The sequence below is a fragment of the Vibrio antiquarius genome (assembly GCF_000024825.1).
In the GTDB taxonomy this organism is placed as follows: domain Bacteria; phylum Pseudomonadota; class Gammaproteobacteria; order Enterobacterales; family Vibrionaceae; genus Vibrio; species Vibrio diabolicus.
In genome coordinates this window covers 318,600-341,680 of record NC_013456.1, presented here as the reverse complement: position 1 = coordinate 341,680, position 23,081 = coordinate 318,600, and the positions used below count along the sequence as shown (strand labels likewise).

At 45.8% G+C, this 23,081-nt stretch carries 25 protein-coding genes; 18 read left to right on the top strand and 7 right to left on the bottom strand.

The features are described 5' to 3' along the window. Positions 1–75 precede the first annotated feature (75 nt). Positions 76–855: a class I SAM-dependent methyltransferase gene (locus tag VEA_RS01660; protein WP_012841237.1), complete on the top strand. Its 780-nt coding sequence runs from the start codon at positions 76–78 to the stop codon at positions 853–855. Positions 856–1,041: 186 nt separating this feature from the next. After that, positions 1,042–1,614, top strand: a complete 573-nt coding sequence (locus VEA_RS01655) for a hypothetical protein (protein ID WP_012841236.1) — start codon at positions 1,042–1,044, stop codon at positions 1,612–1,614. Between the two features lie 72 nt (positions 1,615–1,686). Here the strand turns inward: VEA_RS01655 and VEA_RS01650 are convergent, their stop codons facing one another. Then, complete coding sequence (locus VEA_RS01650; RefSeq protein ID WP_006741764.1) at positions 1,687–2,565, bottom strand: carboxylate/amino acid/amine transporter; 879 nt, start codon at positions 2,563–2,565, stop codon at positions 1,687–1,689. 64 nt (positions 2,566–2,629) lie between these two features. Continuing rightward, positions 2,630–3,055 carry a universal stress protein UspA gene (gene uspA / locus VEA_RS01645; protein ID WP_005379165.1) on the bottom strand — a complete coding sequence of 142 codons (426 nt, stop codon included), beginning with the start codon at positions 3,053–3,055 and terminating at the stop codon, positions 2,630–2,632. A gap of 281 nt (positions 3,056–3,336) precedes the next feature. Here uspA and ftnA point away from each other — a divergent pair, with 281 nt between their 5' ends. The 3 genes from ftnA to VEA_RS01630 all read left to right on the top strand — a co-directional run bounded on the left by ftnA (position 3,337) and on the right by VEA_RS01630 (position 5,653). After that, positions 3,337–3,864, top strand: coding sequence for a non-heme ferritin (ftnA, locus tag VEA_RS01640; RefSeq protein WP_005379167.1), 528 nt, complete (start codon positions 3,337–3,339; stop codon positions 3,862–3,864). A gap of 91 nt (positions 3,865–3,955) precedes the next feature. Next, on the top strand, positions 3,956–4,279 hold the full coding sequence (uspB, locus tag VEA_RS01635) for a universal stress protein UspB (RefSeq protein WP_005394407.1): 324 nt from the start codon (positions 3,956–3,958) through the stop codon (positions 4,277–4,279). A gap of 180 nt (positions 4,280–4,459) precedes the next feature. Next, positions 4,460–5,653 (top strand): BaiN/RdsA family NAD(P)/FAD-dependent oxidoreductase, encoded by a 1,194-nt coding sequence (locus VEA_RS01630; protein WP_006741765.1) that lies wholly within the window; start codon positions 4,460–4,462, stop codon positions 5,651–5,653. 96 nt (positions 5,654–5,749) lie between these two features. On the opposite strand, the gene VEA_RS01625 is transcribed toward VEA_RS01630, so the two are convergent. Next, positions 5,750–7,093 (bottom strand): sigma-54 interaction domain-containing protein, encoded by a 1,344-nt coding sequence (locus VEA_RS01625; RefSeq protein WP_012841235.1) that lies wholly within the window; start codon positions 7,091–7,093, stop codon positions 5,750–5,752. Between the two features lie 433 nt (positions 7,094–7,526). Between VEA_RS01625 and VEA_RS01620 the strand changes: the two genes are divergently transcribed. The 5 genes from VEA_RS01620 (at position 7,527) to VEA_RS01600 (ending at position 10,842) form a co-directional block, all read left to right on the top strand. Further along, positions 7,527–8,078, top strand: a complete 552-nt coding sequence (locus VEA_RS01620; protein ID WP_012841234.1) for a BON domain-containing protein — start codon at positions 7,527–7,529, stop codon at positions 8,076–8,078. Between the two features lie 45 nt (positions 8,079–8,123). Then, positions 8,124–8,300 carry a DUF1328 family protein gene (locus VEA_RS23050; RefSeq protein WP_012841233.1) on the top strand — a complete coding sequence of 59 codons (177 nt, stop codon included), beginning with the start codon at positions 8,124–8,126 and terminating at the stop codon, positions 8,298–8,300. 8 nt (positions 8,301–8,308) lie between these two features. After that, positions 8,309–8,506 carry a hypothetical protein gene (locus tag VEA_RS01610; protein WP_012841232.1) on the top strand — a complete coding sequence of 66 codons (198 nt, stop codon included), beginning with the start codon at positions 8,309–8,311 and terminating at the stop codon, positions 8,504–8,506. Between the two features lie 103 nt (positions 8,507–8,609). Further along, the gene (locus VEA_RS01605; RefSeq protein WP_005394414.1) at positions 8,610–9,041 is read left to right on the top strand and encodes a hemerythrin domain-containing protein; all 432 of its coding nucleotides are present in this window, start codon (positions 8,610–8,612) and stop codon (positions 9,039–9,041) included. 142 nt (positions 9,042–9,183) lie between these two features. After that, positions 9,184–10,842 (top strand): diacylglycerol kinase family protein, encoded by a 1,659-nt coding sequence (locus VEA_RS01600; RefSeq protein ID WP_006741767.1) that lies wholly within the window; start codon positions 9,184–9,186, stop codon positions 10,840–10,842. Positions 10,843–11,047: 205 nt separating this feature from the next. Here the strand turns inward: VEA_RS01600 and VEA_RS01595 are convergent, their stop codons facing one another. Together VEA_RS01595 and VEA_RS01590 are read right to left on the bottom strand one after the other, a co-directional pair. Further along, positions 11,048–11,446: a hypothetical protein gene (locus VEA_RS01595; protein WP_005379193.1), complete on the bottom strand. Its 399-nt coding sequence runs from the start codon at positions 11,444–11,446 to the stop codon at positions 11,048–11,050. Positions 11,447–11,601: 155 nt separating this feature from the next. Continuing rightward, positions 11,602–12,039 (bottom strand): DUF2383 domain-containing protein, encoded by a 438-nt coding sequence (locus tag VEA_RS01590; protein WP_005394423.1) that lies wholly within the window; start codon positions 12,037–12,039, stop codon positions 11,602–11,604. Between the two features lie 363 nt (positions 12,040–12,402). On the opposite strand from VEA_RS01590, the gene VEA_RS01585 reads away from it, so the two are divergent. The 4 genes from VEA_RS01585 to VEA_RS01570 are packed head-to-tail and all read left to right on the top strand — an operon-like array spanning position 12,403 to position 14,664. Further along, the gene (locus tag VEA_RS01585; RefSeq protein WP_005394426.1) at positions 12,403–12,651 is read left to right on the top strand and encodes a hypothetical protein; all 249 of its coding nucleotides are present in this window, start codon (positions 12,403–12,405) and stop codon (positions 12,649–12,651) included. Between the two features lie 46 nt (positions 12,652–12,697). Next, the gene (locus VEA_RS01580; protein ID WP_005394427.1) at positions 12,698–13,210 is read left to right on the top strand and encodes a hypothetical protein; all 513 of its coding nucleotides are present in this window, start codon (positions 12,698–12,700) and stop codon (positions 13,208–13,210) included. Beyond that, on the top strand, positions 13,200–13,550 hold the full coding sequence (locus VEA_RS01575) for a hypothetical protein (RefSeq protein WP_012841230.1): 351 nt from the start codon (positions 13,200–13,202) through the stop codon (positions 13,548–13,550). The genes VEA_RS01580 and VEA_RS01575 overlap by 11 nt, the downstream gene beginning before the upstream one ends. A gap of 43 nt (positions 13,551–13,593) precedes the next feature. Further along, positions 13,594–14,664: an AI-2E family transporter gene (locus VEA_RS01570; RefSeq protein WP_006741768.1), complete on the top strand. Its 1,071-nt coding sequence runs from the start codon at positions 13,594–13,596 to the stop codon at positions 14,662–14,664. A gap of 18 nt (positions 14,665–14,682) precedes the next feature. On the opposite strand, the gene VEA_RS01565 is transcribed toward VEA_RS01570, so the two are convergent. Together VEA_RS01565 and VEA_RS01560 are read right to left on the bottom strand one after the other, a co-directional pair. After that, positions 14,683–17,130, bottom strand: coding sequence for an EAL domain-containing protein (locus VEA_RS01565; protein WP_006741769.1), 2,448 nt, complete (start codon positions 17,128–17,130; stop codon positions 14,683–14,685). Between the two features lie 191 nt (positions 17,131–17,321). Then, complete coding sequence (locus VEA_RS01560; RefSeq protein ID WP_006741770.1) at positions 17,322–18,230, bottom strand: DMT family transporter; 909 nt, start codon at positions 18,228–18,230, stop codon at positions 17,322–17,324. Positions 18,231–18,398: 168 nt separating this feature from the next. On the opposite strand from VEA_RS01560, the gene rmuC reads away from it, so the two are divergent. The 4 genes from rmuC (at position 18,399) to ubiB (ending at position 23,067) form a co-directional block, all read left to right on the top strand. After that, positions 18,399–19,931 carry a DNA recombination protein RmuC gene (rmuC, locus tag VEA_RS01555; RefSeq protein ID WP_006741771.1) on the top strand — a complete coding sequence of 511 codons (1,533 nt, stop codon included), beginning with the start codon at positions 18,399–18,401 and terminating at the stop codon, positions 19,929–19,931. 78 nt (positions 19,932–20,009) lie between these two features. Continuing rightward, a complete protein-coding gene (ubiE, locus tag VEA_RS01550; protein ID WP_005394436.1) occupies positions 20,010–20,789 on the top strand; it encodes a bifunctional demethylmenaquinone methyltransferase/2-methoxy-6-polyprenyl-1,4-benzoquinol methylase UbiE in 780 nt (259 codons plus the stop codon). An 11-nt stretch (positions 20,790–20,800) separates the two neighbouring features. Next, on the top strand, positions 20,801–21,436 hold the full coding sequence (locus VEA_RS01545) for a ubiquinone biosynthesis accessory factor UbiJ (protein ID WP_006741773.1): 636 nt from the start codon (positions 20,801–20,803) through the stop codon (positions 21,434–21,436). Further along, the gene (gene ubiB / locus VEA_RS01540) at positions 21,433–23,067 is read left to right on the top strand and encodes a ubiquinone biosynthesis regulatory protein kinase UbiB (RefSeq protein ID WP_006741774.1); all 1,635 of its coding nucleotides are present in this window, start codon (positions 21,433–21,435) and stop codon (positions 23,065–23,067) included. Before VEA_RS01545 ends, ubiB begins: the two co-directional genes overlap by 4 nt. Positions 23,068–23,081 lie beyond the last annotated feature (14 nt).

Sequence of the window (23,081 nt, the reverse complement as noted above, 5' to 3'; positions counted from 1 at the left end):
CTCAACCTAGCATTGAGAGGTAACTTAGGTATACACTCAGCGCCAGTTACCGCGATTTTTTATTGGAGCCTCCTTTTGCAACTGCAATTGATCTGTGAAGACCCGTCTCAACAACCTCATCTGGATGAACTGGCAGCGCGCTGGCAGCTTTCTCACACTGACGAGAGCGATTTTGCTTTGGTGCTGACCACCGAGCGTTTAGAGCTGCGTAAAGTGGATGAGCCAAAGTTGGGCGCTATTTTTGTCGATTTAATTGGTGGCGCAGTGGGGCATCGCCGAAAATTTGGTGGTGGTAAGGGCCAAGCCATCGCAAAAGCCGCAGGTTTGAACAAAGGGGCAACGCCAACCGTTCTAGACGGCACGGCGGGGCTGGGACGTGACGCATTCGTTTTGGCTTCGCTCGGCTGTAAGGTACAGATGGTGGAGCGACACCCGGTAGTCGCAGCGTTGCTGGATGAAGGTTTGGCTCGCGCGAAACAAGACCCTGAAATTGGAACTTGGGTATCAGAGCGTATGTCGCTGATCCATGCCTCCAGTCATGATGCATTGGAACAGCTGGCACAAGATGAAGACTTTGTTCAGCCAGATGTGGTGTATCTCGACCCTATGTATCCGCACCCAGAAAACAAGAAGAAATCGGCGCTCGTAAAAAAAGAGATGCGCGTTTTCCAATCGTTGGTTGGCGCCGATTTGGACGCCGATGGTTTGCTAGATCCTGCCATGGCGTTAGCCACAAAACGCGTGGTGGTGAAGCGCCCAGACTATGCAAACTGGCTGAACGAGCAAAAGCCGACTATGGCGATTGAAACCAAAAAAAATCGCTTTGATGTCTACGTTAAAGCCTCAATGGCATAACTTCCTGACCGCTCAACTTTTCTTGTCACAGTACGGTGTATCGTGCTGTGATCAAGACTCTCTTTCTGAATCGTTACTGATAGTTTTCTCTTGCTAATTCTCCTCCCTGACTGTATATCTAACTAAGAATTATTATTATTTCACTTGTTGTGATGCGGTCGATAATTGGGAAGCTGGAGTAGTAGAATGGCTAAACGCTTATGTAAAATGAGTCGTAAACAGATCGCGGCGGAGCTTGGCGACATCCATCGTTTAGTTGTCGCACCAAAGTTTGTTTGTCGCTCTTGCGCACGCTCTTCAGCGGCCAAAGATACCCTGTGTAAGCCAGCCGCTATTCCGCCGCAAAAATGCCAAGACAAGCCATTGAACGAGCAACAATCATGTGGCTTATTGGCTGAAGCGCTGCCAGTACAACCGATTCCTATGACAACAAAACAAAGCAACGAAAAAGCAGCGATTGTGAAGCGTGTTGTTGAGCGCGTGAAAGAGAAAAAGCAAGCCGAAAAATCCCTGGAGCCAGTAAGAACCGACGCACCAGTATGGTTTGATTTAGCGGATAAAAAATCGCTTAAGAAAGCGAAAAAAGCACTGAAAAAGCATTATAAGCAGCAGAAGAAGTTGTTAAAAGTAGCGAAAAAACAACAAAAGTTACTTAAGCGTCAGCGCAAGCTTGAAGCGCGCAATGCGAAGCTAGAGGTGTTGCTATCAACGCCACCTAATGCGTTGATGAGAACAAGCTCGCAAGTCAAAGTGCATTAATCTAATCCAAAAAAACGCTCTCCAGTTGGAGAGCGTTTTTTATTGTCGGTATGTGTGTTGGGAGCGGTCGCTTTACTTCTTGGCGTAGCTCATTTCGACGCGCTTTTTCACCCAGGTTTCGTTAATCCATAGCGATAGCATGATGATCGCACCGCCAATGGCGAGTCGCATGACATCAACATCGCGGTTCCAAATCACAATGTTCACAATCAAACCTGCTGGCACTAACGCGTTGTTCATTACTGCAAGTGCTCCTGCGTTTACCATGGTTGCGCCTTTGTTCCACGCGAAGTAACCAAAACCGGAAGCAATTAAACCAAGGTACGTCAGAATGCCCCATTGCGTTGCGGTGGTGGGTAGTTTGTCGAGGTTGCCCATCAGAGCGAAAGCCACGGTTGCTACACAAAGCGCACCTAAGTAGAAGTAACCAAACACGGTGTGTTGTGGCAAATCAACCGGCTCACTTTCCATGATGTATTTGTAGCCTACCTGACCAATGGCAAAACAGAGGTTTGCTCCTTGTACGACCAAAAAGCCCAGCAGGAAGTCTTCATTAATGCCTGCAAACTTAATCCAGGCTGCGCCAAATACAGCAATCGCCGCGGTAACCAAATACCAAGGTGAAAAGCGACCTTTCAAGAAGTCATAGATCAGCGTGACGTAAATGGGTGTGAATACGGTGAACAGCAATACTTCTGGCACGGAAAGGAGCAAAAAAGATTGGTAGTAGAAGCAGTACATCAGACCAAGCTGAAAGCCACCGACCGTCATCAGTTTCGCGATTAAGGATTTGCTAACGCCACGGAATTTTAAAAAGGGAATGAAAACCAGACTCGCCAGTGCCACGCGCATGAACACCGAGAACCAAGAATCAACCTGACCAGCGAGGTAAACGCCGATCAGGCTAAATGAGAATGCCCAAAGTAGGGTAACTGCGGATAGATAAGCCATGGATGAGAATCTTTATCAACAACAAATGTGCCCGCAGTCTAACCAAGTTTTAACGTCGCGCCAATCAGTCTTTTAGCGGTACGACCAGCATATCGACTGGAGAGCAGTTAATCAGTTGTCGAGTCGAAGACAGAATCTTGCTCCAGAAATCTTGGTGATGACCACAAACCACCAAATCGATACTGTAGTCTTGAATGGTATCGCACAGCTCATTACTCAAATCGCCACTACCGACTAAAGTATGGGCAATTGGGTATTGCGCATATTCTGCGAAATTCGCCAATTGTGTGCGCGACGCTTCCATTGCTTGATGTTGCGCTTCAGCCATATTGATGTCGATAAGCCCGGTGTAGAGCTCTGCGTAGTTCACGTCGATGTGAATAAAAGAGACTTTCGCATCCAGAGGTTTAGCCAGTGATACGGCTTTTTTAATCAACACTTTACTGTCGTCTGACAGGTCGACTGCCACAAGTATGTGTTTGTAACTCATATTGCTATCTCCTTGTAAGGTCATAGTTTTAGATTAGCACTAACCCCCAAAAAAATTTGCTGAAGTGATCTCATATCAGTGTCGTAGGTACAAAGTCTTGTCTCAGTAATCATGTTATAGTGGCGTTATACCCAAGTGACTTTGAGATGCGGAGTTCAGCGCTCCGTTACTGACTATAGTTCAAGTAAAACCTTGCCTCTGATGTAGAGCAAGTCAATCTCGCGGCGTCGTTTATCTCGAGGTTACTTGGGTATATTGCATGCACATTAATAGGAGTTAACATGCTGTCTCAAACTATGGTCGAACAATTGAATGAGCAAATTAACCTAGAATTTTTCTCATCCAATCTATACTTACAAATGAGTGCTTGGTGTGAAGACAAAGGTTTTGAAGGTGCGGCTGAATTTTTACGCGCTCACGCCGTAGAAGAAATGGAGCACATGCAACGCCTATTCACCTACGTAAGTGAAACTGGCTCAATGCCAATTTTGGGCGCTATTGATGCACCAAAGCATGATTTTGCTAGCTTAGGTGATGTTTTCCGCGAGACCTTCGAACATGAGCAAATGATCACGGAAAAAATCAATAAATTGGCACATGTTGCATTTACTAGCCAAGACTACTCAACGTTTAACTTCCTACAGTGGTACGTGTCTGAACAGCACGAAGAAGAGAAGTTGTTTAAAGGGATTTTAGATAAGATCGAATTAGTAGGTGAAGATGGTAAAGCATTGTTCTTCATCGACAAAGATCTAGCACAAATGGCGAAAGAAGGTTCATCTTCAATCATGGATGCTCCAGCTGCGTAAACGCGTTTTTTGACGCTATAAGTAGCGGGTAAAGACGAAGCATTGATCGTCTTTTTCTCTTGAGCATTGTTGAAGATGTAGGGAGGAAAAGATGATCAGTGGAGACACAATCTTATTTGCGCTAATGGTGGTAACTGGAGTCAACATGATCCGGTATCTCACCGCTCTTCGTTCTCTAATTTACATCATGCGTGAAGCGCATCCGTTGTTATATCAGCAAGTTGATGGCAATGGCTTTTTTACCACCCATGGAAATGTCACCAAACAGGTGCGTTTGTTCCACTACATCAAAAGTAAAGAATATCACCATCACCACGATGAGATTTTTACTGGTAAGTGCGAAAGGGTGCGTGAGCTATTTGTTTTATCGACCGCTTTGCTCGGTGTTACCCTACTCGCGGCCTTCATTCTTTAAAGAATCAATAATCTAGCGAGTTAATCTCCTAGGATTGTACGGGTATGCATAGCGCTTACCGTTTAAGCGCTTTTCCCCTTCGAGATTTGTCGGTAGAATGTCGCGCCTAGAAAGCAAGGATGTGCAATGTGCACATCCTTTTTTATTTCGATTCGATCCCAATCAGTCTAAGAGCTACCGATGAGTAAGAAATTTGATGTTGTTGTAATTGGCGCAGGTGCAGCGGGTTTGATGTGTGCTGCAGAAGCCGGCAAGCGAGGCCGCCGTGTTTTGGTGCTCGATCATGCTAAAAAGCCAGGACGTAAAATCCTTATCTCAGGCGGTGGCCGTTGTAACTTCACTAATTACGACGTCTCAGCCAGCAACTACCTATGCCAAAACCCGCATTTCGTTAAGTCGGCGCTTTCTCAATACACCAACTGGGATTTTATCTCGATGGTGTGTAAGCATGGTATTGAATTTGAAGAGCGCGATCACGGTCAGCTGTTTTGTGTCGATGCGTTTACGGCGAAAGACATCGTGAAGATGCTGCTGGCTGAATGTGATATGCCGAATATCGAGCAGCGTTACCAATGCGATGTTCACTCAATTGAGAAAATCGATGAAGGCTTTCGTTTGCATGCTGGCACTGAGATTGTTGAGTGTGAGTCTTTAGTTATCGCAACAGGTGGCTTGTCGATGCCAAAACTGGGGGCGACACCATTTGGCTATAAAGTCGCGGAACAATTTGGTCTTCGAGTTATCCCAACTACGGCAGGGCTGGTGCCATTTACGTTGCATAAAGAAGACAAAGAAGATTTTGCTGAGTTATCTGGTATCGCGGTACCTGCGGAAATTACAGCTGAAGATGGCACCATGTTCAAAGAAGCCCTGTTGTTCACACATCGTGGTTTATCTGGCCCAGCCGTTTTACAGATTTCATCATTCTGGCGAGCGGGGCAAAAGGTGTCGATTAATCTGGTGCCAAACGATGATGTTGCCGAGTTATTAGAACGCAGCCGTGAAAAGCATCCGAATCAGTCGCTCAAAAATACGCTCGCTAAAGTGCTACCAAAGCGCTTGGTTGAAGTCTTGATTGAACGTAAAGAGCTGGTCGATAAACCGCTAAAGCAGTTCAATCAAAAGGAGCTTGCGGCGATTGTGGCGCGCTTAGAACATTGGGATATCGCCCCTAATGGCACTGAAGGCTACCGAACCGCGGAAGTGACACTAGGCGGTGTGGATACCGATCACTTATCTTCGAAAACCATGGAATGCAAAGACATCAAAGGGCTGTACTTCATTGGCGAAGTGATGGATGTGACTGGCTGGTTAGGGGGCTACAATTTTCAGTGGTGCTGGTCGAGCGGCTTTGTCGCGGGTCAGTGGGTGTAATCAAACGCTGCACATCCACATAAAAGATAAGATAAAAAAGAGCACTGAATCGTATTCCGTGCTCTTTTTATATTCTCATTGTATTCCCACAGCGAGTTACTCGTCTTGATACTTTTCGAGTTTGTTGTAGAGCGTTTTAACGCTAATGCCTAACTCTTGCGCAGATTCCGTTTTATTGCCTTGATTCTCTTCAAGCGTATTGAGAATGGCGGCTTTTTCTAGCTCTTCTAGCGAAACGCCCGCTGGAACAAGGTCTTCGATGCTGGTGCCTGTTTCCAATGGTGGCGTATCGAATATCAAGTGTTCATCTCGGATGGTGTCGTCAGCCAAAATAAACGCGCGCTCGATCGTGTGTTTGAGCTCACGGACATTACCTGGCCAATCGTGCACGGCGATTTTTTGGATGGCAGAATCAAGAATGGTTTTGGTTTTAGCCTCATTTGCGTTGCGGTGCGCGATAAAGTGCTTAGCCAGACCGACGATGTCACCGCCTCGCTCTCGCAGCGGCGGTATCGTTAATGGGAAGTGCGATAAACGGAAAAACAGATCTTCACGCAAGAACTGCTCTTCAATGGCGACTTTAGGATCACGGTTGGTGGCGGCAATGATGCGAGTGTTGGCGATATGCACTGTATTACTACCCACTGGGCGATATTCTCCGGTTTCCAACACACGCAATAGCTTCACTTGATGCTCGATAGGCATCTCGGTGATTTCATCTAAAAACAGCGTGCCGCCTTCTGCCTGTTTAAATACACCTTGGTGAGTTTTATTCGCTCCGGTAAAGGCGCCTTTTTCATGGCCAAACAGTTCACTATCGACCAATTCTGGGCTAATCGCACCACAGTTAATCGCGATAAAGGGTTGTTGCTTGCGATCGCTAGCTAAATGAATGGTCTGTGCGACTAACTCTTTACCTGAGCCGCTTTCACCGACAATGAGGACGTTGGCTTCTGTTTTTGCGACGCGTCGGATCATGCGATAGAGCTGATGCATTGGCGATGAGGACCCCACCAAAAGGCCAAACTGGTCGAGATCGCTAGTGGACACTTTACGTCCTTGATCTTGTTTTTGCTGATAGTACTGGCTGACTTCGCTTAGGGTGTCCGTCAAAATGGCAATATCGACGGGTTTTCTGTAGTGAAAAATTGCACCTAAGTTCATTAGCTTATCCAAATTTTCGTTTGGAGCACCAGAGCTAATGATGATCAAGTCCATATCGTAGATGTCTTCGATATTAGAAAGGCGCTGGTAATCTGCGCTAGTAAAGTGGGCGACTTCAACAATCGCAACTTCCGGTTTGAGTTGTAGGAAATCTTCAATCCAACCATCTGCGGCATCGGTATTATGCAGACGAAATTTGTTCAGTTCCTGGCAAGAGGCGATAGCATCTTTAAGTGTCGGGTCTTGTATTCGTAGAAACAGGCTTGGCAACGACATAGAAATGTCCTCTTTACTATGACAGAAACAATGTACGTGGATTATTCTAAGTGCACAAGACAAAATATTGTCAACAGAGATTTAAGGGTCTGTAGGCTATTTTAATTTTGTTGATCCTCTCTTGGTATATATCAGTAATAATTCTGATAAATATTGCTTATTTATTCGGGTGTCTCACGCTTTAAATAATAATTCTGCGATTAAGTGAAGTTGAAGAAATAATGTCTCATCTTTTATTGGTATTATGTAATTGATTGCGAAATTATTAACGATTAAAAATTACATTTCTTCTGTGTAAATAATTCATGCTTATATTTTCTTGTTTGTCTTATTTTTATCTCTTGCTTTTATTATTCATTTAAAAACAAAGAGTTAAAAACTTGGCACATGGTTTGCTCCTATGGAAATACAACGTCAATAAAGGAGAATTACCATGAATAACATCGCAGCTAAAATTGTACTTACGTCAGTTCTTGCTACTTCATCTACAGCAGTCTTAGCGAGTGATAAATGGGAAAAAGAATCCATGGACGCTTGGCTAGATGGTAAAGCTGAAACGACGCTGCTGCTAAACAGTAACCTTAACTCTTTTGATATCAACACCGATGTTGAAAATCAGGTAGTTACCCTTTCTGGTTCGGTAAACAATGACCTTGAAAAATCGCTTGCCGAAGAGCTTGTAACAGGTCTTGATGGTGTGAAAAAAGTAAACAACGAATTGTCAGTGGTGAATGAAGGTAAGAAAGAAACCGATTCAGAGGCATTAGCCACACTGACCGACTCTAAAATCACGACTATAGTTAAAACTCGCCTACTGATGGATACCAATGTAAGTGGTACGGACATTGATGTAACGACGGAACGTAAAACGGTAACGTTGGCAGGTAAGGTTAATTCAGATGCGGAGCATGATCTTGCACTTTCAATTGCAAATAATACCAATGATGTAAATAAGGTGATTGATAAGCTAGAAGTGGTTCAATAATAACGAGCCGAGTAACCTAACCCAATTTTATTAGGAGGTAACACTATGGTTCGTTGGATGTTTATTTTTCTGGCTTTGGCACTGGTTTCTGCACTACTAGGTTTTACTGGTATTGCAGGGGCGGCAGCCTCTATCGCGCAAGTGATATTTTACCTATTCCTATTGTCATTAATTGTATCAATAGTGATTGTTCTGCTAGGAAGAAAAAACGTAAATAGATAGGAGATTTCATGCGAATTACGTCATTAATTTACCGTATCGCCGCAGTATTTGGTTTGGTGTTCGCACTGGCTGCTTGTAGTGAAGAAGGGCCAATGGAACAGGCAGGCAAGAAGATAGATGAAGCCGCCGAAGAAACTCAAAACGCGATTGAAGATGAGTGTGAAAATATTAAAGAGAACTTGAACGCAGAAGACCAAGATTGTTAGTCGAGTAAGGTCAGCTTTTTGTTCACAGCAATGTAAGAGAAGGGCGGTCAATCACCGCCCTTCCTTTTATCCCAAGTGTTTACAATCAGATGAGGAGTCAAAGATGAAAAACATATTTGATGTACTAAAAGAGAGTCATGAAAAGCAACGCCTTTTACTCGATGCTCTGATGGAAACGTCTGGAGATTCCCCTGCACGCGAAGAGTTTTACCACAATCTGAAGGATGAACTCGAACAGCACGCCGCCGCAGAAGAGCGCTTTTTCTACGCGCCTTTAATCGAGAGCGATAAAACCATCGATCTTACTCGTCATGGCATCGCAGAGCACCACGAGATTGATAAAGTGATTGCACAGCTTGATGCAACCGACATGAGCTCGCCAGCATGGCTCAACCTCATGAAAACTTTGCGTCACAAAGTATTGCATCACCTCGAAGAAGAAGAGCAGCGTTTTTTCCAATTGGCCGGTAAGGTGATGACCGATCAGCAGAAAATGAAACTAGCGGATAGCTACGTCGAAGAAATGGCTAGTTAGGTGGAGTATTGGTCCTTTTCGTGCCATTTCGGCACGGGAAGGGGCCCAATCAAAGCGTTTACCAAGCTAATTAGCCTAAACTAGAACCAGCTTATTCTCACTTTCACTAAAAAAGCGCACTCGCTGAAGGCAAGGAGAGCGAATGTTTATCATCAAATATTATATTCTTGGCGCTCTGATCAGTTTATTGGCCGCTATTTATATTCCCCAAATCATGGTTAGCCTGTTGTTCTTGTGGGTATCTCTTTCTTTAGCATTAGTCAGCGTAGCCTACGTTTTCGACATTCCCTCCATTTTTAGAAAAAACCAAGACGGTAAGATTGTCAGATGGATCCGCTGGGCATTCATCCCCTTTTTGCTGGGTGCTAGAGCGTATAATGCCTGGGAAAGACGGCGCGATACCGTGCCTCCTATCCAAAAAGTCAGCGATAATTTATACCTCTCCCGTCGGCTATTTCAGAGTGACTTAGATTTTCTCGAATCCAATGACATCTCTTGTATTGTCGATGTCACCGCAGAATTTGCTGGGCTTGAAAGTGCGATGACCGACAAGCAGTTTCACTACCTTTCGATTCCGGTACTTGACCACAAAGCCCCAACGCTAGAGCGCCTTCGCCATGCGATTAACTGGATTGATACGCAAATCTCGTGCTCGCGAGCTGTGGTTGTGCATTGTGCGTTAGGGCGCGGTCGTTCGGTGTTTGTTGTTGCGGCGTATCTACTGAGCAAAGATCCGTCGCTGACGGTTGAATCTGTGATGAAAAAAATCAATGACGTGCGCAGTACCGCGAGATTGAATAAATTGCAGATCAAAACGTTACGAGCGATAAGTGAAAAAGGCGTACTGGGTCTGGATCAGTCCACTTGGATGGTGGTTAACCCTGTTGCAGGTGGCGGCAAATGGGAGGAAAACGAACAGCACTTGATTCGTGAACTAACCAAAAAATATCGTTTGAGTATTCATCAAACCACCACAAACCTCAGCGCCGAGCAGCTAACACAACAGGCAAAAGAAAGTGGGGCTAAGCAAATCATCGTAGCGGGTGGCGATGGCACAGTGACGGAAGTGGCGAGCCAGCTGGTAGGTACCGACCTCAAACTCGGTATTGTTCCGCTCGGAACCGCCAATGCGTTGTGTCATGTGCTCTATGGGGTTGGGGCAAAATTGTCACCCGTTGAAAAAGCGTGTGAAGCATTGCTAGCAGGTCACTGCCAACGTATTGATACGGCGGAGTGTAATCAGAGGCTTATATTGTTAGTCCTAGGTATTGGACTAGAGCAGAAAATGATCGAGCATGCGCAGCGAGAAGAGAAAAACACCTTTGGACAATTGGCCTATTTAACGGGCTTTTTTAACGCGGTGGTGGCGGAAGATACGCAAACGTTGACCGTTGCGATGGATGCGCCATTTGAAGATGAAAACCGCGAAAATGGATCACAAACGCTAGAAGTTCATAGCTTTGTCGTTGCGAACATCGCTCCTTTTAGTACGTTGCTCGCGCAAGGTGGTGGTGCTCCGCAGCCTGACGATGGCAAGCTGCATATCACGTATTTAGATAACACCGAATCTTTAGGCGGACGCCTCATCGCATTGTCTGATCTGACATTAACCAGCGTAGGTGCGCAGGAGGAATCGACTCATTTTCAATACGCGACGGCTCAGAATGTCACTATTTCTGCGAACAAACCGATTGAGTATGTGATTGATGGTGAGCTTTATTCTGATGAGCAATTAGCGATTAAGCTTCGTCCAAAATCGTTGAATGTATTTGTCCCAAGCGGGAGAAGTAAATCGACTTAGCTTTAAAACAGATAAGCAGTGGATAATGCGCCATTTGCCTAGTGCTTTATAGCGCGCCTTTGTTTACCGGTTTAGTCATAGTTTTGAGGGAACCAATAAGGTCGCTGCGTAGGTGCAGCGGCTTTTTTATATCGGCATTTTTTGTATTTGAGAGAGCGTCTATTTATCGTTCTCGAAGTGAAAGGAAGAAGGGGGGTGAGTATGACTACTCACCCTGGGGTAAGTGCTTTTCAATTTCATCGTTTTCGACTTGTAAAGCAGCTAACCAGTAAGAAACAAGCGCCGTTAAGTTGGTGTCGTCAATGGCTCTGAGTAGCGCTTTTAAATCATCTAACAACAACTTGTTCATGAAATGCATTTCTTTGTAATTACCTAGTTCGGCAACGCCGTATTCGGTGGCATTTTCTGCAATGAATTGTTCACCATCTTGGTCGAAGAACAACTTCGCCATCTTTTTGATCATCACTTTTTCTATTTTAACGAATCGATACGCCGCTCTTGCGAGTGTCATATGCGATTGCGGATTAACGAGAGGCAAACACGTTTGGCGATGGTGTGTCATTTTTACGAGTAGCTCCCTTACTCGATTATTATCCAATGTCATACTGACCTCTTTATTTATGACTACCGTGTTGATGACTCGGTTTAGTGTTTTCTAGTTTTGGTTGTATTGAGGTGCCTGTGGTCTTATCAGAAATGGCCAAAACGGGTTGGCCATTTTCTCTGCCAGCGCTTGATTGCAAAGGCGACCACTAAGGATCAGCTGATAAGGCTGATGCTGCTGAGCTTTTCTTTACAGCTTTTGATATCACTGCGAACTTTCAGTAGAACCGAATTATCCGCTTGCTCTGGGTGGCTAGTAATTAGGTTTTCGATCTCTTTGAGCACCTTGCTTTCAACACCTTCGAGCTGTTCCAAATACATGGACTCTTTGTCAGAAGACACCTCCTTCATCACATCGCTGTATACCTCACGCGCTTTAATGGTGTAGGAAACCGGAGTGTCGTCGGCAGAGTCTTCCTGGTTATTTGCCAATGTGTAGGGAGTAAGCTCAAGCACCGCTCGCTCACGTACTCTAAGCAGTTCTACCAACACATTATTCAAAGAAGTGTTGTCAATGTTCTCAATGGCCTTGTTGTAAATGTCATTTCCGCTCTCGATAAGCTCAATGATTGAGGCGATATTTTCATTTTTCATATCTCACTCCTGATTTGGTTGGTGATGGGAGTGTTTGTACGTATGGGGAACAAACACAGATGTTTCATCTTTAGTTGCAGGTTGTATGCCAAGGAATGTTATTTTTCTATTAATCAATTGGTTATGATTTTATTGCGCAAGAATTGGAGGGTTGCAGATGAGGCGCTAAGAAAAAATTACAAGAATGTTGGGGAAGTCTGGAAAGAATTACACGTACAGATAAGGATTTGTCGTGAAACAAAACAAAAATAAAATAAAAACAAATGCTTATAATTTTGGCACGGATATGGCTTAGTAGTGAGTAAGTGAGTTCAAAAGTTGTTTCACTTGATTTACTACTCAACTCATCAACGGAGGCTAGTTATGGCTACAACAAAAGAAAGCACAGTAAAACCTCAAGAGCAGTTAGAAGAAGCATATCACTTAGCGGAGCAAGCCACGACGGAAGCCGTCGGCGCAATGAAAGACCAAGCTAAAGAGAAATTTGATGTGGGCGCGGAACACGTTCAGCAGGCGACCAAGTCGGCAGAGAACGTTATCAAGGAGCGTCCATTGCTGAGCATTGGTTGTGCCTTCCTTGCGGGTTGGGCGGTTTCGAAGCTGATCAAATAATCACGGTCCAACGAATTAAGCCACATAACAGAAGGCGAGGGTTCCAATGAATAACTCCGGACAAGTCACCAACCAGCAACCAGGCTCGGCCGCAGCAGACAGCGGTCGAGCCCCAAGTGGGGCACAAGAGCAGGATATCCAACAAACCATCAATGGTTTGAGCAGTATTCTTTCACAACTGGACCAATTGACTCAATCGCTGAAAGCGTGGTCGGGTTCAACGTTGGATTTGTTCCTCTTGGAGGTGAAAGTTAATGCGTCCGCAGCGCGACAGATTTTGCTGTGCACCATTGTTTTTACCTTATTGTCGGTATTGTTCGTGTTCAGTTTGTGCCTTGCTTCTGGTGTGGTGGCTTATCAGCTGACCGCTAACGTGTATGTTGCAGTGGGCGTATTTATTGCGTCCTTAGGTTTGGCATTATTGTCTTTAGCTTGGTGGCAGAAGCGTTTAGTTGGTTTCCTTGGATTCAAAAATACGACAGAACAGTTGCAGGAGGGGTGGGATGCGCTCGCTACAAAAGCTCAATCGAGCCATGCGAATCAAGCGGATGGAAGGTAAGGCATCTTTAGAGCAATGCTGCTTGTCGATGGAAATGTTCACGTTTACCACTAAGAAGTTTGTGAAAGAAAATCCTTGGATGACGCTAGGTATTAGTGCTGTCGTTGCCGTTACCGCTGCCAAAGCGGGTCGATTGTCTCGACTGACTTCCTCTATCTCTTCCATGGGGCTATTGGCGAGTAGTGTCTCCGAACTAACGGATTCGCTTGCCAAGCCAGTTAGGGCCGCGTCTTCTAACCAGTCGGGCGTAGAACAAGAGCGAAATGCTGAACCACAAGCAAGCAATACTGCTTCGACAGAAGAGACCGCGACAGAAACAGAAGTCGAGCAACCCCAATAACGGCTTTCGCCGATAATTATTCCTACCGACCTTGAGCCTTTTTATGACAGCGAAATTGAACATTCCTGCCAACACCGCGATTGGTGCAACCCTTCTTGTCTTATTGCTCGTTCCTGGGCTGTATTTTGCTAAGCCAATCTTGTTACCTATTGTGCTTAGTACCTTTATTTCTCTGTTATGCAGTCCTTTCATTAACTATCTTGAAGACAAAGGTTTACCGCGCGCGATTACCGTCGTGGTGACTCTGTCATTCTTGGTTGGTGCTTCAATTATTGGCCTTGCTGCCATGTCGGAGCCTGCCAAGCAGTGGTGGTCTGAACTGCCCAGTATCGTGAAAAATGTGTCGCAAGAAGTGAGCGAAGTGACTCAAGCCTCGGCGGATCACCTTAATACGCCGCTGAATATTGCCAGCGATATGGGTATGGATGAAGTCGGGAACAATACCGTCTTTTCTTTGGTGAAGACACTCGCGACCACGACGCCGACCATTTTGACACAAGCGATGATAGTGCTGTTTATGGTTTATTTTATGCTCAATCACGGACGCAGCTTATTTCGAAAGTCAGTGTCGTACTTGCATGGGTTTGCCAAGCAGCGCCAAGCGATTGAACTGGTCAAAGCACTACAGAAAGACCTATCTCGATACATTGGTACTATCACGTTAGTGAATGCGGGACTTGGGTTGAGTGTTGGGGCGGTGTTTTTTGTTTTAGGCCTTGAGGACCCGTTCTTGTGGGGCGCGTTTGCTGGCGTGATGAATTTTGCGCCGTATCTTGGCCCAGTCATCTCCATGGTGAGTTTCGGTTTTGTGGCTTATCTGCAGTTGGAGTCGGTCAGTTTTATGCTCACTGTGGTGTCTATCTATTTGTTGATCAACTTGATTGAAAGCCAGTTTGTCACGCCAACGTTATTAGGGAAAAGATTCAACTTAAATCCGTTAGTGATCTTCGTTTGGCTCGTGTTCTGGGGTTGGCTTTGGGGCGGTATGGGGCTCTTAATCGGTGTACCGCTATTGGTCTGCATTAATATTTTGGTTGAGCGTCTAGAGTTGTGTCAATCAACTCAAAGTCAACCAAGACAAACCATCCCCGAGGATATGGCTCCACGAGAATGACTTGGGCTACAAGCTGGCTCAACGAAAAAGTTTTTCCGCACTTACAGGTCGGCTAAAAAGATACCCTTGACCGTAAACACAGCCTTTTTCGAACAAGTAATCGGCTTGCTCCTGAGTTTCTATTCCTTCCGCTACCACTTTCAATGACAGTGTTTTGCCCATGGCGATAATCGCATTCACAATCGCATTGCTATCGCTGTTGCTGGGTACATCACTGACAAACGAACGATCAATTTTCAGCTTATTTATGGGTAAACCTTTCAAATAAGACAAAGACGAATAGCCTGTGCCGAAATCATCCAGAGAAATCTCGATGCCTAACTCTCTTAGTTGATTTAACGACGCAATGGCTTGTTGAGGGTCGATCAGTAAAAAGCTCTCGGTGATCTCCAAATCCAGCCGTTGAGCAGGGAAACCAGTTTGATTGAGGATATCGCTCAATCTCTGAATGAAATTCGATTGCTGAAGCTGTAATGCCGACACATTAACCGCAATTCTGCCAAACTCAACGCCTTGTTCCAGCCAAGCATTTCCTTGCTGACAAGCGTGTAGCAAGACCCACTCGCCAATGCTTTGGATAAGCCCCGTTTTTTCTGCAATTGGAATAAAGTCGGCTGGTGGTACAAGGCCAAATTCGGGGTGCTGCCAGCGTAATAAGGTTTCAACGCCAACAATCGCATGTTGCTCCAAGTTATATTGTGGCTGGAACTCTAATCGAAGTTGCTGCTTTTCTATCGCTTGATGTAAAGCAGATTGAATGCGCACATGGGATACCGATTTATCGGTTAAATCTGGTGAGTAAAATGCGTAGCCGTTGCGCCCATTTTTCTTCGCTAAGTACATCGCCGTATCTGCGTTTTTGAGTAAGGTTTCGCTGTCTTGGCCGTCTCTTGGGTATAAGGCTATGCCAATACTGGTCGAGACGCGCAGTGAGTCGTGATTTGCCAAGTCGAACGGTTGTTGGAAAACGCTGAGAATATCGCCGACGGTTTCCAGCAAAGCCACATCACTGTGGACGTCCGGCAAAATGATCACGAACTCATCGCCGCCAATACGAGCCACATGCGCATTTAAGTGAAGAATATCTTGCAGACGGATAGCCAACTTAGACAGCAACTGATCACCACAAAAGTGACCCATGCTATCGTTGATGTGCTTGAAATGGTCGATATCCAGAAATAGGGTGGCAAACGTCTGTTGGTTCTTGTGCCCGGTTTCAATGTGTTGTTCAAGCAAGCTAAGTAAATGGGTGCGATTAGGCAGATTCGTTAACGGATCATAAAAGGCCATGCGCTGCAGTTTTTCTTCGTGCGCTTTACGCACGGAAATATCTTCAAATACACAGATGTAGTTAATGAGATGATTTTTATCGTCCATTACGGCACTAATGGTCGCTAACTGCGGGTAAATGCTGCCATCTTTCTTTCGGTTGATGAACTCGCCTTTCCATTGACCTTTGGTTTCGAGCTGATGCCACAACTGTTTATAGAAGCCTTGGTCATGATGACCAGATCGCAGAATTCTGGGGTTCTTTCCAATCACCTCTTCAGAGCGATAGCCGGTGATTTGAGTAAAGGCTGTGTTTACATCAATGATGTTGGCATTGCGATCAGTAATGACCATGCCTTCTTGTGAGTTATTAAAAATTTTGGACGCCAATGAGAGTTGCGTTTCGACCATTTTCCGGCGTGTGATGTTGCGCGTCATGCCCAGAATGCCAATTAAGTTTCCGTCATTATCACGGACAGGAGACTTAATGGTTTCTAGCCAAGTTGGGTTATTGTTTTCATCAATTTGGCGGCATTCTTCGACGATGTTCAGCGTGCCTGTCGCCACGACCAAGTTATCGGCCTCAATGAACTTCTCTGCTCGCTCGTGGCTAAATAGTGCGAAATCATCTTTGCCGATGATCTCACTGTTGGTCTTTTGCCACGCATTTTCTACGCTTCGATTGGTCATCGAATAAAGACCATCCATGCCTTTTATCCAAATATGGTCTTCAAGACAGTCGATAAACTCTTGCAGCGTCGGTAATGGTGTGGTCGCTGCAGTTTGATGGCGTGTTCGTTCTTGCTGGTAGTGTGAGCTGACATCAAAGCTCATTCGCCCCACTAATGCACTCAGCCAAGCAGACACTACCGTGATTTGATCGTCAGGGTGAGTCAGCGCTAATACGGCAAACAGATCGCCATTTGGTAGCCAAATCGGACCTATGCTCAAGGTTTGCTGTCCAAAGGATATGTGGCTTATCGTCAAGTCTGTCGGTGTAAATTGATCGGCAACTTGCACTACCACTTCGACGATAGCGCGATGATTTTGAGCCGAGGTAGACACCTCAGTTGATAGCCACTGCTGGGTATCGCTCAGAGTATAAAGTTGTCCCTGAGCTTGAGTAGCATCACAGCATTGTTGCAGAGCCTGTTGCCAGTCTGCCATCAAAGGCGAAGGAATAGCGAAGCGAAACATAATTAATAACGTGTCCTGAAGCGCCCAAAGATAGTGGTATTAGAATCTAGCTTAAGCTATTGGGCCGTGTTGGTATCGTATCCAACGCTTAGGTAATTCCCAGCAGCGTAAGGCGCTTTCTATCATTAAACTGTTAGCTATATCTCTTTTTTATCCAACTCATTGCATCGTTTATTGAGGTTTTTTGTTCATCATTGAGAAGTGCTCATGGCTTTGGTTTTTTTACCCCACGATACTTGTTGGACCACTAATCCACTGATGATCAGTATTAAACCAATCAAGGTTGATGGATGAATTTCTTCACCAATGATGGTTGCCAATAGCATCAGTGAGATGAATGGCGAAGCAAAGATCAGATTACTGATGCGGGCTGTGTTTTGCGTCGATTTGAGGGCGCTCAGCCATAGGACGAAAGTAATCCCCATTTCAAATAGCCCGACATACGTCACCGCTGCCCAGCCTTTAATTGAGATTGCCTGCCAGCTCGCACCTTCATAAATACTTAAACCAATGGCAAATGGAATAGCGACCAAAAAACCAAGTAATACACCAACCACAGGGTCGGCCTTATTTTTGGTGTTTAAAATCCAGTAACCAGCCCACAACAGTGTCGATAGCAGCGCCAACCCCACGCCCAGCGGGCTCTCGAATTGCATGCCGAGAACATTGCCCTGTGTGGCAATCACAATCACGCCTACATAGCTAAAACCGCAAGCGAGCCAATCCTTAGCTCGGATCTTCTGCCCTAAGAAAACAGCAGCCATTAGCGTCAAGGTAATGGCCCAGCTGTAGTTAATTGCTTGGGCTTGAGATGCAGGAAGCAAGTCATACGCTTTAAAGAGAATGACGTAATACGCCAAGGGGTTAATCAACCCAAGCAGTAGGTAATACCAAGGGTTTGAGAGGAAGGTGGCACTTAATTGGCCCAACTTGCCTTGCACACCACAGATTATCGTCAGCGCAATCGCAGAGACGATACTGGCAATGCACAGCATTTGGATTGGCGTAAATTCTGCCAACGTGAGTTTAAATGCGGTTGCAACGGTAGACCAAAGTAATACTGCTGAGAGCCCAAATCCTAGGGCGCGACGCTCGTTCATGATGCCTCTGCGTGATGATGTGCCGCTCGGTCTGGTTCATTTGAGCGGAAGAAAGAATATTATAGGAAGGCCTAGTGTATGCGAGGATTTTTCATCCAACAAACTGGACATTTATCCAGTGTCTAAATACCATTGTTATAGATACAAAACACAGGCTAACTCGCTATTATGCAATGGATTCTTGAGTACCAATCTCTCATTCTCTCTTCTCTTTGCGCTGCCACGCTTAGTGGTGTCGCCGTCGGTTGGTGGGTGAAACAGCGTTTTATCACCCAAACTCAGCTTCTCGAACAACAACTTGTTTCAGAAAAGCAGCTTCACCAACAGCAGCTTGAACAGGTTAAACAAAGCCTTGCCGATGCCCAGCAAGAGTTGGATGAATTAGATGATGAGCGCGATAAAGCTGCGTTTGAAGTACGCCAAACACACGGAAAGCTGATGGCCGCAATGGAAAAACTGCGTTACTTCGAGGCTGTAAAGCAAGAGCGCCAGCAATACTTTGATGAGCTTGGTCAGATGCGTGAGCACAAATCACGTCTAGAAACGCAACTACGTGAGCAGCAAGCACGTCATGAGCAAATCAACCAAGCCAATGCCGAAAAACTGCAAATTCTAGAGCAAGCGGAAGCGCGCCTGAAACAGCAATTTGAGCACTTGGCCAACCAACTGTTTGAAGAAAAAACCGCGAAGGTCGACTTGCAAAACCGTCAGAGTTTGGAAGGTTTGTTGTCACCGCTCCGAGAGCAGCTAGAAGGATTCAAAAAGCACGTTAATGACAGCTTTAGCCAAGAAGCTAAAGAGCGCCATACCTTAGTGCATGAGCTCAAAAACCTTCAACGTTTGAATGAGCAAATGACGCGAGAAGCGGTTAATTTGACCCAAGCGTTGAAAGGGGACAACAAGCAGCAAGGTAACTGGGGCGAAGTGGTGCTCGCTAGGGTACTTGCCGAGTCGGGACTGCGTGAAGGGCACGAATATCAGACTCAGGTGAATTTGCAAAATGAAGCAGGCAAGCGCTACCAACCTGATGTGATTGTTCATCTCCCACAAAACAAACAAGTGGTTGTGGATTCCAAAATGGCGCTAGTCGCCTATGAGCGCTATTTCAACGCCGAAACTGATGCCGATCGAGATCAGGCTTTGAGTGCGCACTTAGCCGCACTGCGTGCTCACATTAAGGGTTTAAGCATGAAGGACTACCACAAACTCAAAGGTATTCAGAGTTTGGACTATGTGCTGATGTTTATTCCGGTTGAGCCTGCTTTCCAAGTCGCGATTCAAGCCGATCCAAGTTTGATCAAAGACGCGATGGAGCAAAACATCATTTTGGTGAGCCCAACAACGTTGCTGGTGGCACTGCGCACCATTGATAATCTATGGCGCAATGAACGCCAGAATGAAAACGCCAAAATGATTGCGCAGCGCGCGACAAAACTCTACGACAAATTACGATTGTTTGTGGACGACATGGAAGGGCTCGGCGGTGCGCTGGATAAGGCGAATCAAAGCTATCAAGGCGCAATGAACAAGCTTGCCACAGGGCGCGGGAATGTGATTCGTCAAGCCGAAAGCTTTAAGCACCTTGGGGTTGAAATCAAACGACCAATTTCTTCTGACCTCGCACAGTTAGCGCAGAGTGATTCATTTTCAGAAAATGACCCGTTAGTAGAAAGACATCCGGCTGAGGATAAAGTAAACTAATCGCCCGCAGTGCAGTGGGCGATTTTATTTGTCAGCAAACGCCCCGCAGAGAGAAAGCGCTGCCTAAGAGGAATTAGAATGACGGACACAAGTTTGCAATCCAATACAGCGTTAGAGAATGAAACCACCCACTTTGGTTTCTCTACAGTGGCAAAAGACGAAAAAGTGACTAAGGTTGCCGAAGTATTCCACTCCGTGGCAACAAAATACGACATCATGAATGACCTGATGTCTGGTGGTATTCACCGCCTTTGGAAGCGCTTCACTATCGATTGTAGTGGCGCTCGCCCTGGCCAACGTATTCTTGACCTAGGTGGTGGTACGGGTGATTTAACGGCGAAATTCTCGCGCATTGTTGGCGATGAAGGCCATGTCATCCTTGCTGATATCAATAATTCAATGCTTAACGTTGGTCGCGATAAACTGCGTGACAACGGTATTGTGGGTAACGTGCATTACGTTCAAGCCAACGCAGAAGAACTGCCGTTCCCTGATGATTATTTTGATGCCATCACCATCAGTTTTTGTTTGCGTAATGTGACTGACAAAGACAAAGCGCTTCGTTCAATGTTCCGCGTACTGAAGCCAGGCGGCCGTCTATTGGTGTTGGAATTTTCAAAACCAGTGCTAGAGCCGTTATCGAAAGTATACGACGCATATTCATTCCACTTGTTGCCGAGAATCGGTGAGCTAGTTGCGAATGACTCAGAGAGTTACCGCTACCTAGCGGAGTCAATCCGTATGCATCCAGACCAAGAAACGCTGGAAGGCATGATGCAAGACGCAGGTTTTGAAAACACCAAATACTACAACTTAACTGGTGGTATTGTGGCTTTGCATCGCGGTTATAAATTCTAAGGGTTAACGGCATGCCATTTGAACCACTTATCACCGCTGTGATTGAAACGTCACTGAATACACTGATCAAAGACGACCCTGCATTGGGCCGTCGTTTAGCGCGTCTAAAAGGTCAAGTTATTCAAGTTCACCTGAAAGAGATCAATAAAACACTGACGTTCGTTTTTAGTCAGCAAATTGATGTGCTCGGTCATTATGAAGGACAGCCAAACTGCTACTTATCGCTCAACTTGAGCGTGTTGCCAGAGCTGCGTGACCAGGCCAACATCACTCGCCTTATTAAACAAGATAAACTTGAGCTTGAAGGCGATATTCAATTGGCGCAGAAATTCTCTCAGTTGATGGTGGATTGCAAGCCAGATGTTGAAGAGTGGTTGTCTCGCGTGACTGGCGATGTCGCCGCACATACCTTTGTGCAAGGTTCAAAAAACATAGGCAACTTCCTCGCATCTCAAGCAGAGAAACACCAGCGTCATCTTGCGCAAGTAGTGACTGAAGAGTGGAAGTTGGCACCTGCTCCTCTAGAAGTGGCGTATTTTTGCGACCAGGTTGATGAGGTTCGCAGCCAGGCTTCTCGCGTTGAAGCTCGCTTGACTGCTTTGCTGAATAAGCTGGATGCAGATAAGCCGACATTGGAGAAACCATGACGCCAGCAGAACTAAAGCGCTTATACCACATCGCCAAAGTACAACTGGAATACGGCTTAGATGAGCTGCTTCCCGATCACCAACTGACCAAAGCTCCGTTATTACTGCGCAAAAGCCTGTTCTGGATTAAGAACAAGCATCCAGAAAAACCGCTCGGTGAGCGCCTGCGTTTAGCGTTGCAAGAGCTGGGACCAGTTTGGATTAAGTTCGGTCAGATGATGTCAACGCGCCGTGACTTATTTCCTCCGCACATTGCTGATCCCCTGGCTTTGCTTCAAGACCAAGTGGCGCCATTTGATGGTGAGCTAGCAAAAAAGCAGATGGAGCAGGCATTAGGTGGCCCGTTAGAAAACTGGTTTACCGAGTTTGATATCAAACCACTGGCGTCTGCGTCGATTGCTCAGGTGCATACTGCGCGTTTAAAAGACTCTAACCAAGAAGTGGTATTAAAGGTTATCCGCCCAGATATTCGCCCGGTCATTGATTCAGATCTAAAACTGATGCACCGAATGGCGCGTATAGTCGCCGGAGCGATGCCTGAAGCACGTCGTTTGAAACCGGTTGAAGTTGTACGTGAGTACGAGAAAACATTGCTTGATGAACTCGACTTACGACGTGAAGCGGCGAATGCCATTCAGTTGCGCCGCAACTTTGAAGGCAGCGAAGAATTGTATGTTCCTGAAGTTTTTCCTGACTTCAGTAATGAAACTGTCATGGTTTCTGAGCGAATATATGGCATTCAAGTCTCTGATATTGATGGCTTGAAAGCAAATGGCACCAATATGAAATTGCTCGCGGAGCGCGGCGTGAGTGTGTTCTTCACTCAAGTGTTCCGAGACAGCTTCTTCCATGCCGATATGCATCCGGGGAACGTGTTCGTCAAACCCGAACATCCAGAGAACCCAATGTGGATCGGGCTAGATTGCGGAATCGTTGGTACACTTAATAGTGAAGACAAGCGTTATCTGGCGGAAAACTTCCTGGCGTTTTTCAATCGAGACTATCGCCGAGTGGCGGAGTTACATGTGGACTCAGGATGGGTGCCTGCCGATACCAATGTCGATGAGTTTGAGTTCGCGATTCGCATTGTGTGTGAGCCTATTTTTGCTAAGCCACTGTGCGAAATCTCCTTTGGTCATGTGTTGTTGAATTTGTTCAACACGGCACGTCGATTCAACATGGAGGTTCAGCCACAACTTGTATTGCTGCAAAAAACGCTGCTGTACGTGGAAGGTCTTGGTAGGCAGCTGTACCCTCAGCTTGATTTGTGGGAGACCGCAAAACCATTCCTTGAAGAATGGATGATGAATCAAGTTGGGCCGCAAGCTTTGGTGAATGCGATTAAAGATCGCGCGCCATTTTGGGCGGAGAAGTTACCGGAACTGCCAGAGCTGCTTTACGATAGCCTGAAACAAGGTAAAGCGATGAACCAACGCATGGATCAACTTTACCAAGGGTATCGTCAGAGCAAGCGTCAGCAGGCGACAGGAAAGTTTTTATTTGGCGTTGGCGCCACTTTAGTCGTATGCTCGGCAATATTGGTGAACAATGCTTTTGAGCAGCTTTCGTTGGCCAGCGGTATCGCAGGTGTCACATTTTGGCTGCTTAGTTGGCGAGCTTATCGTCAATAGACGTTAAACTCTTG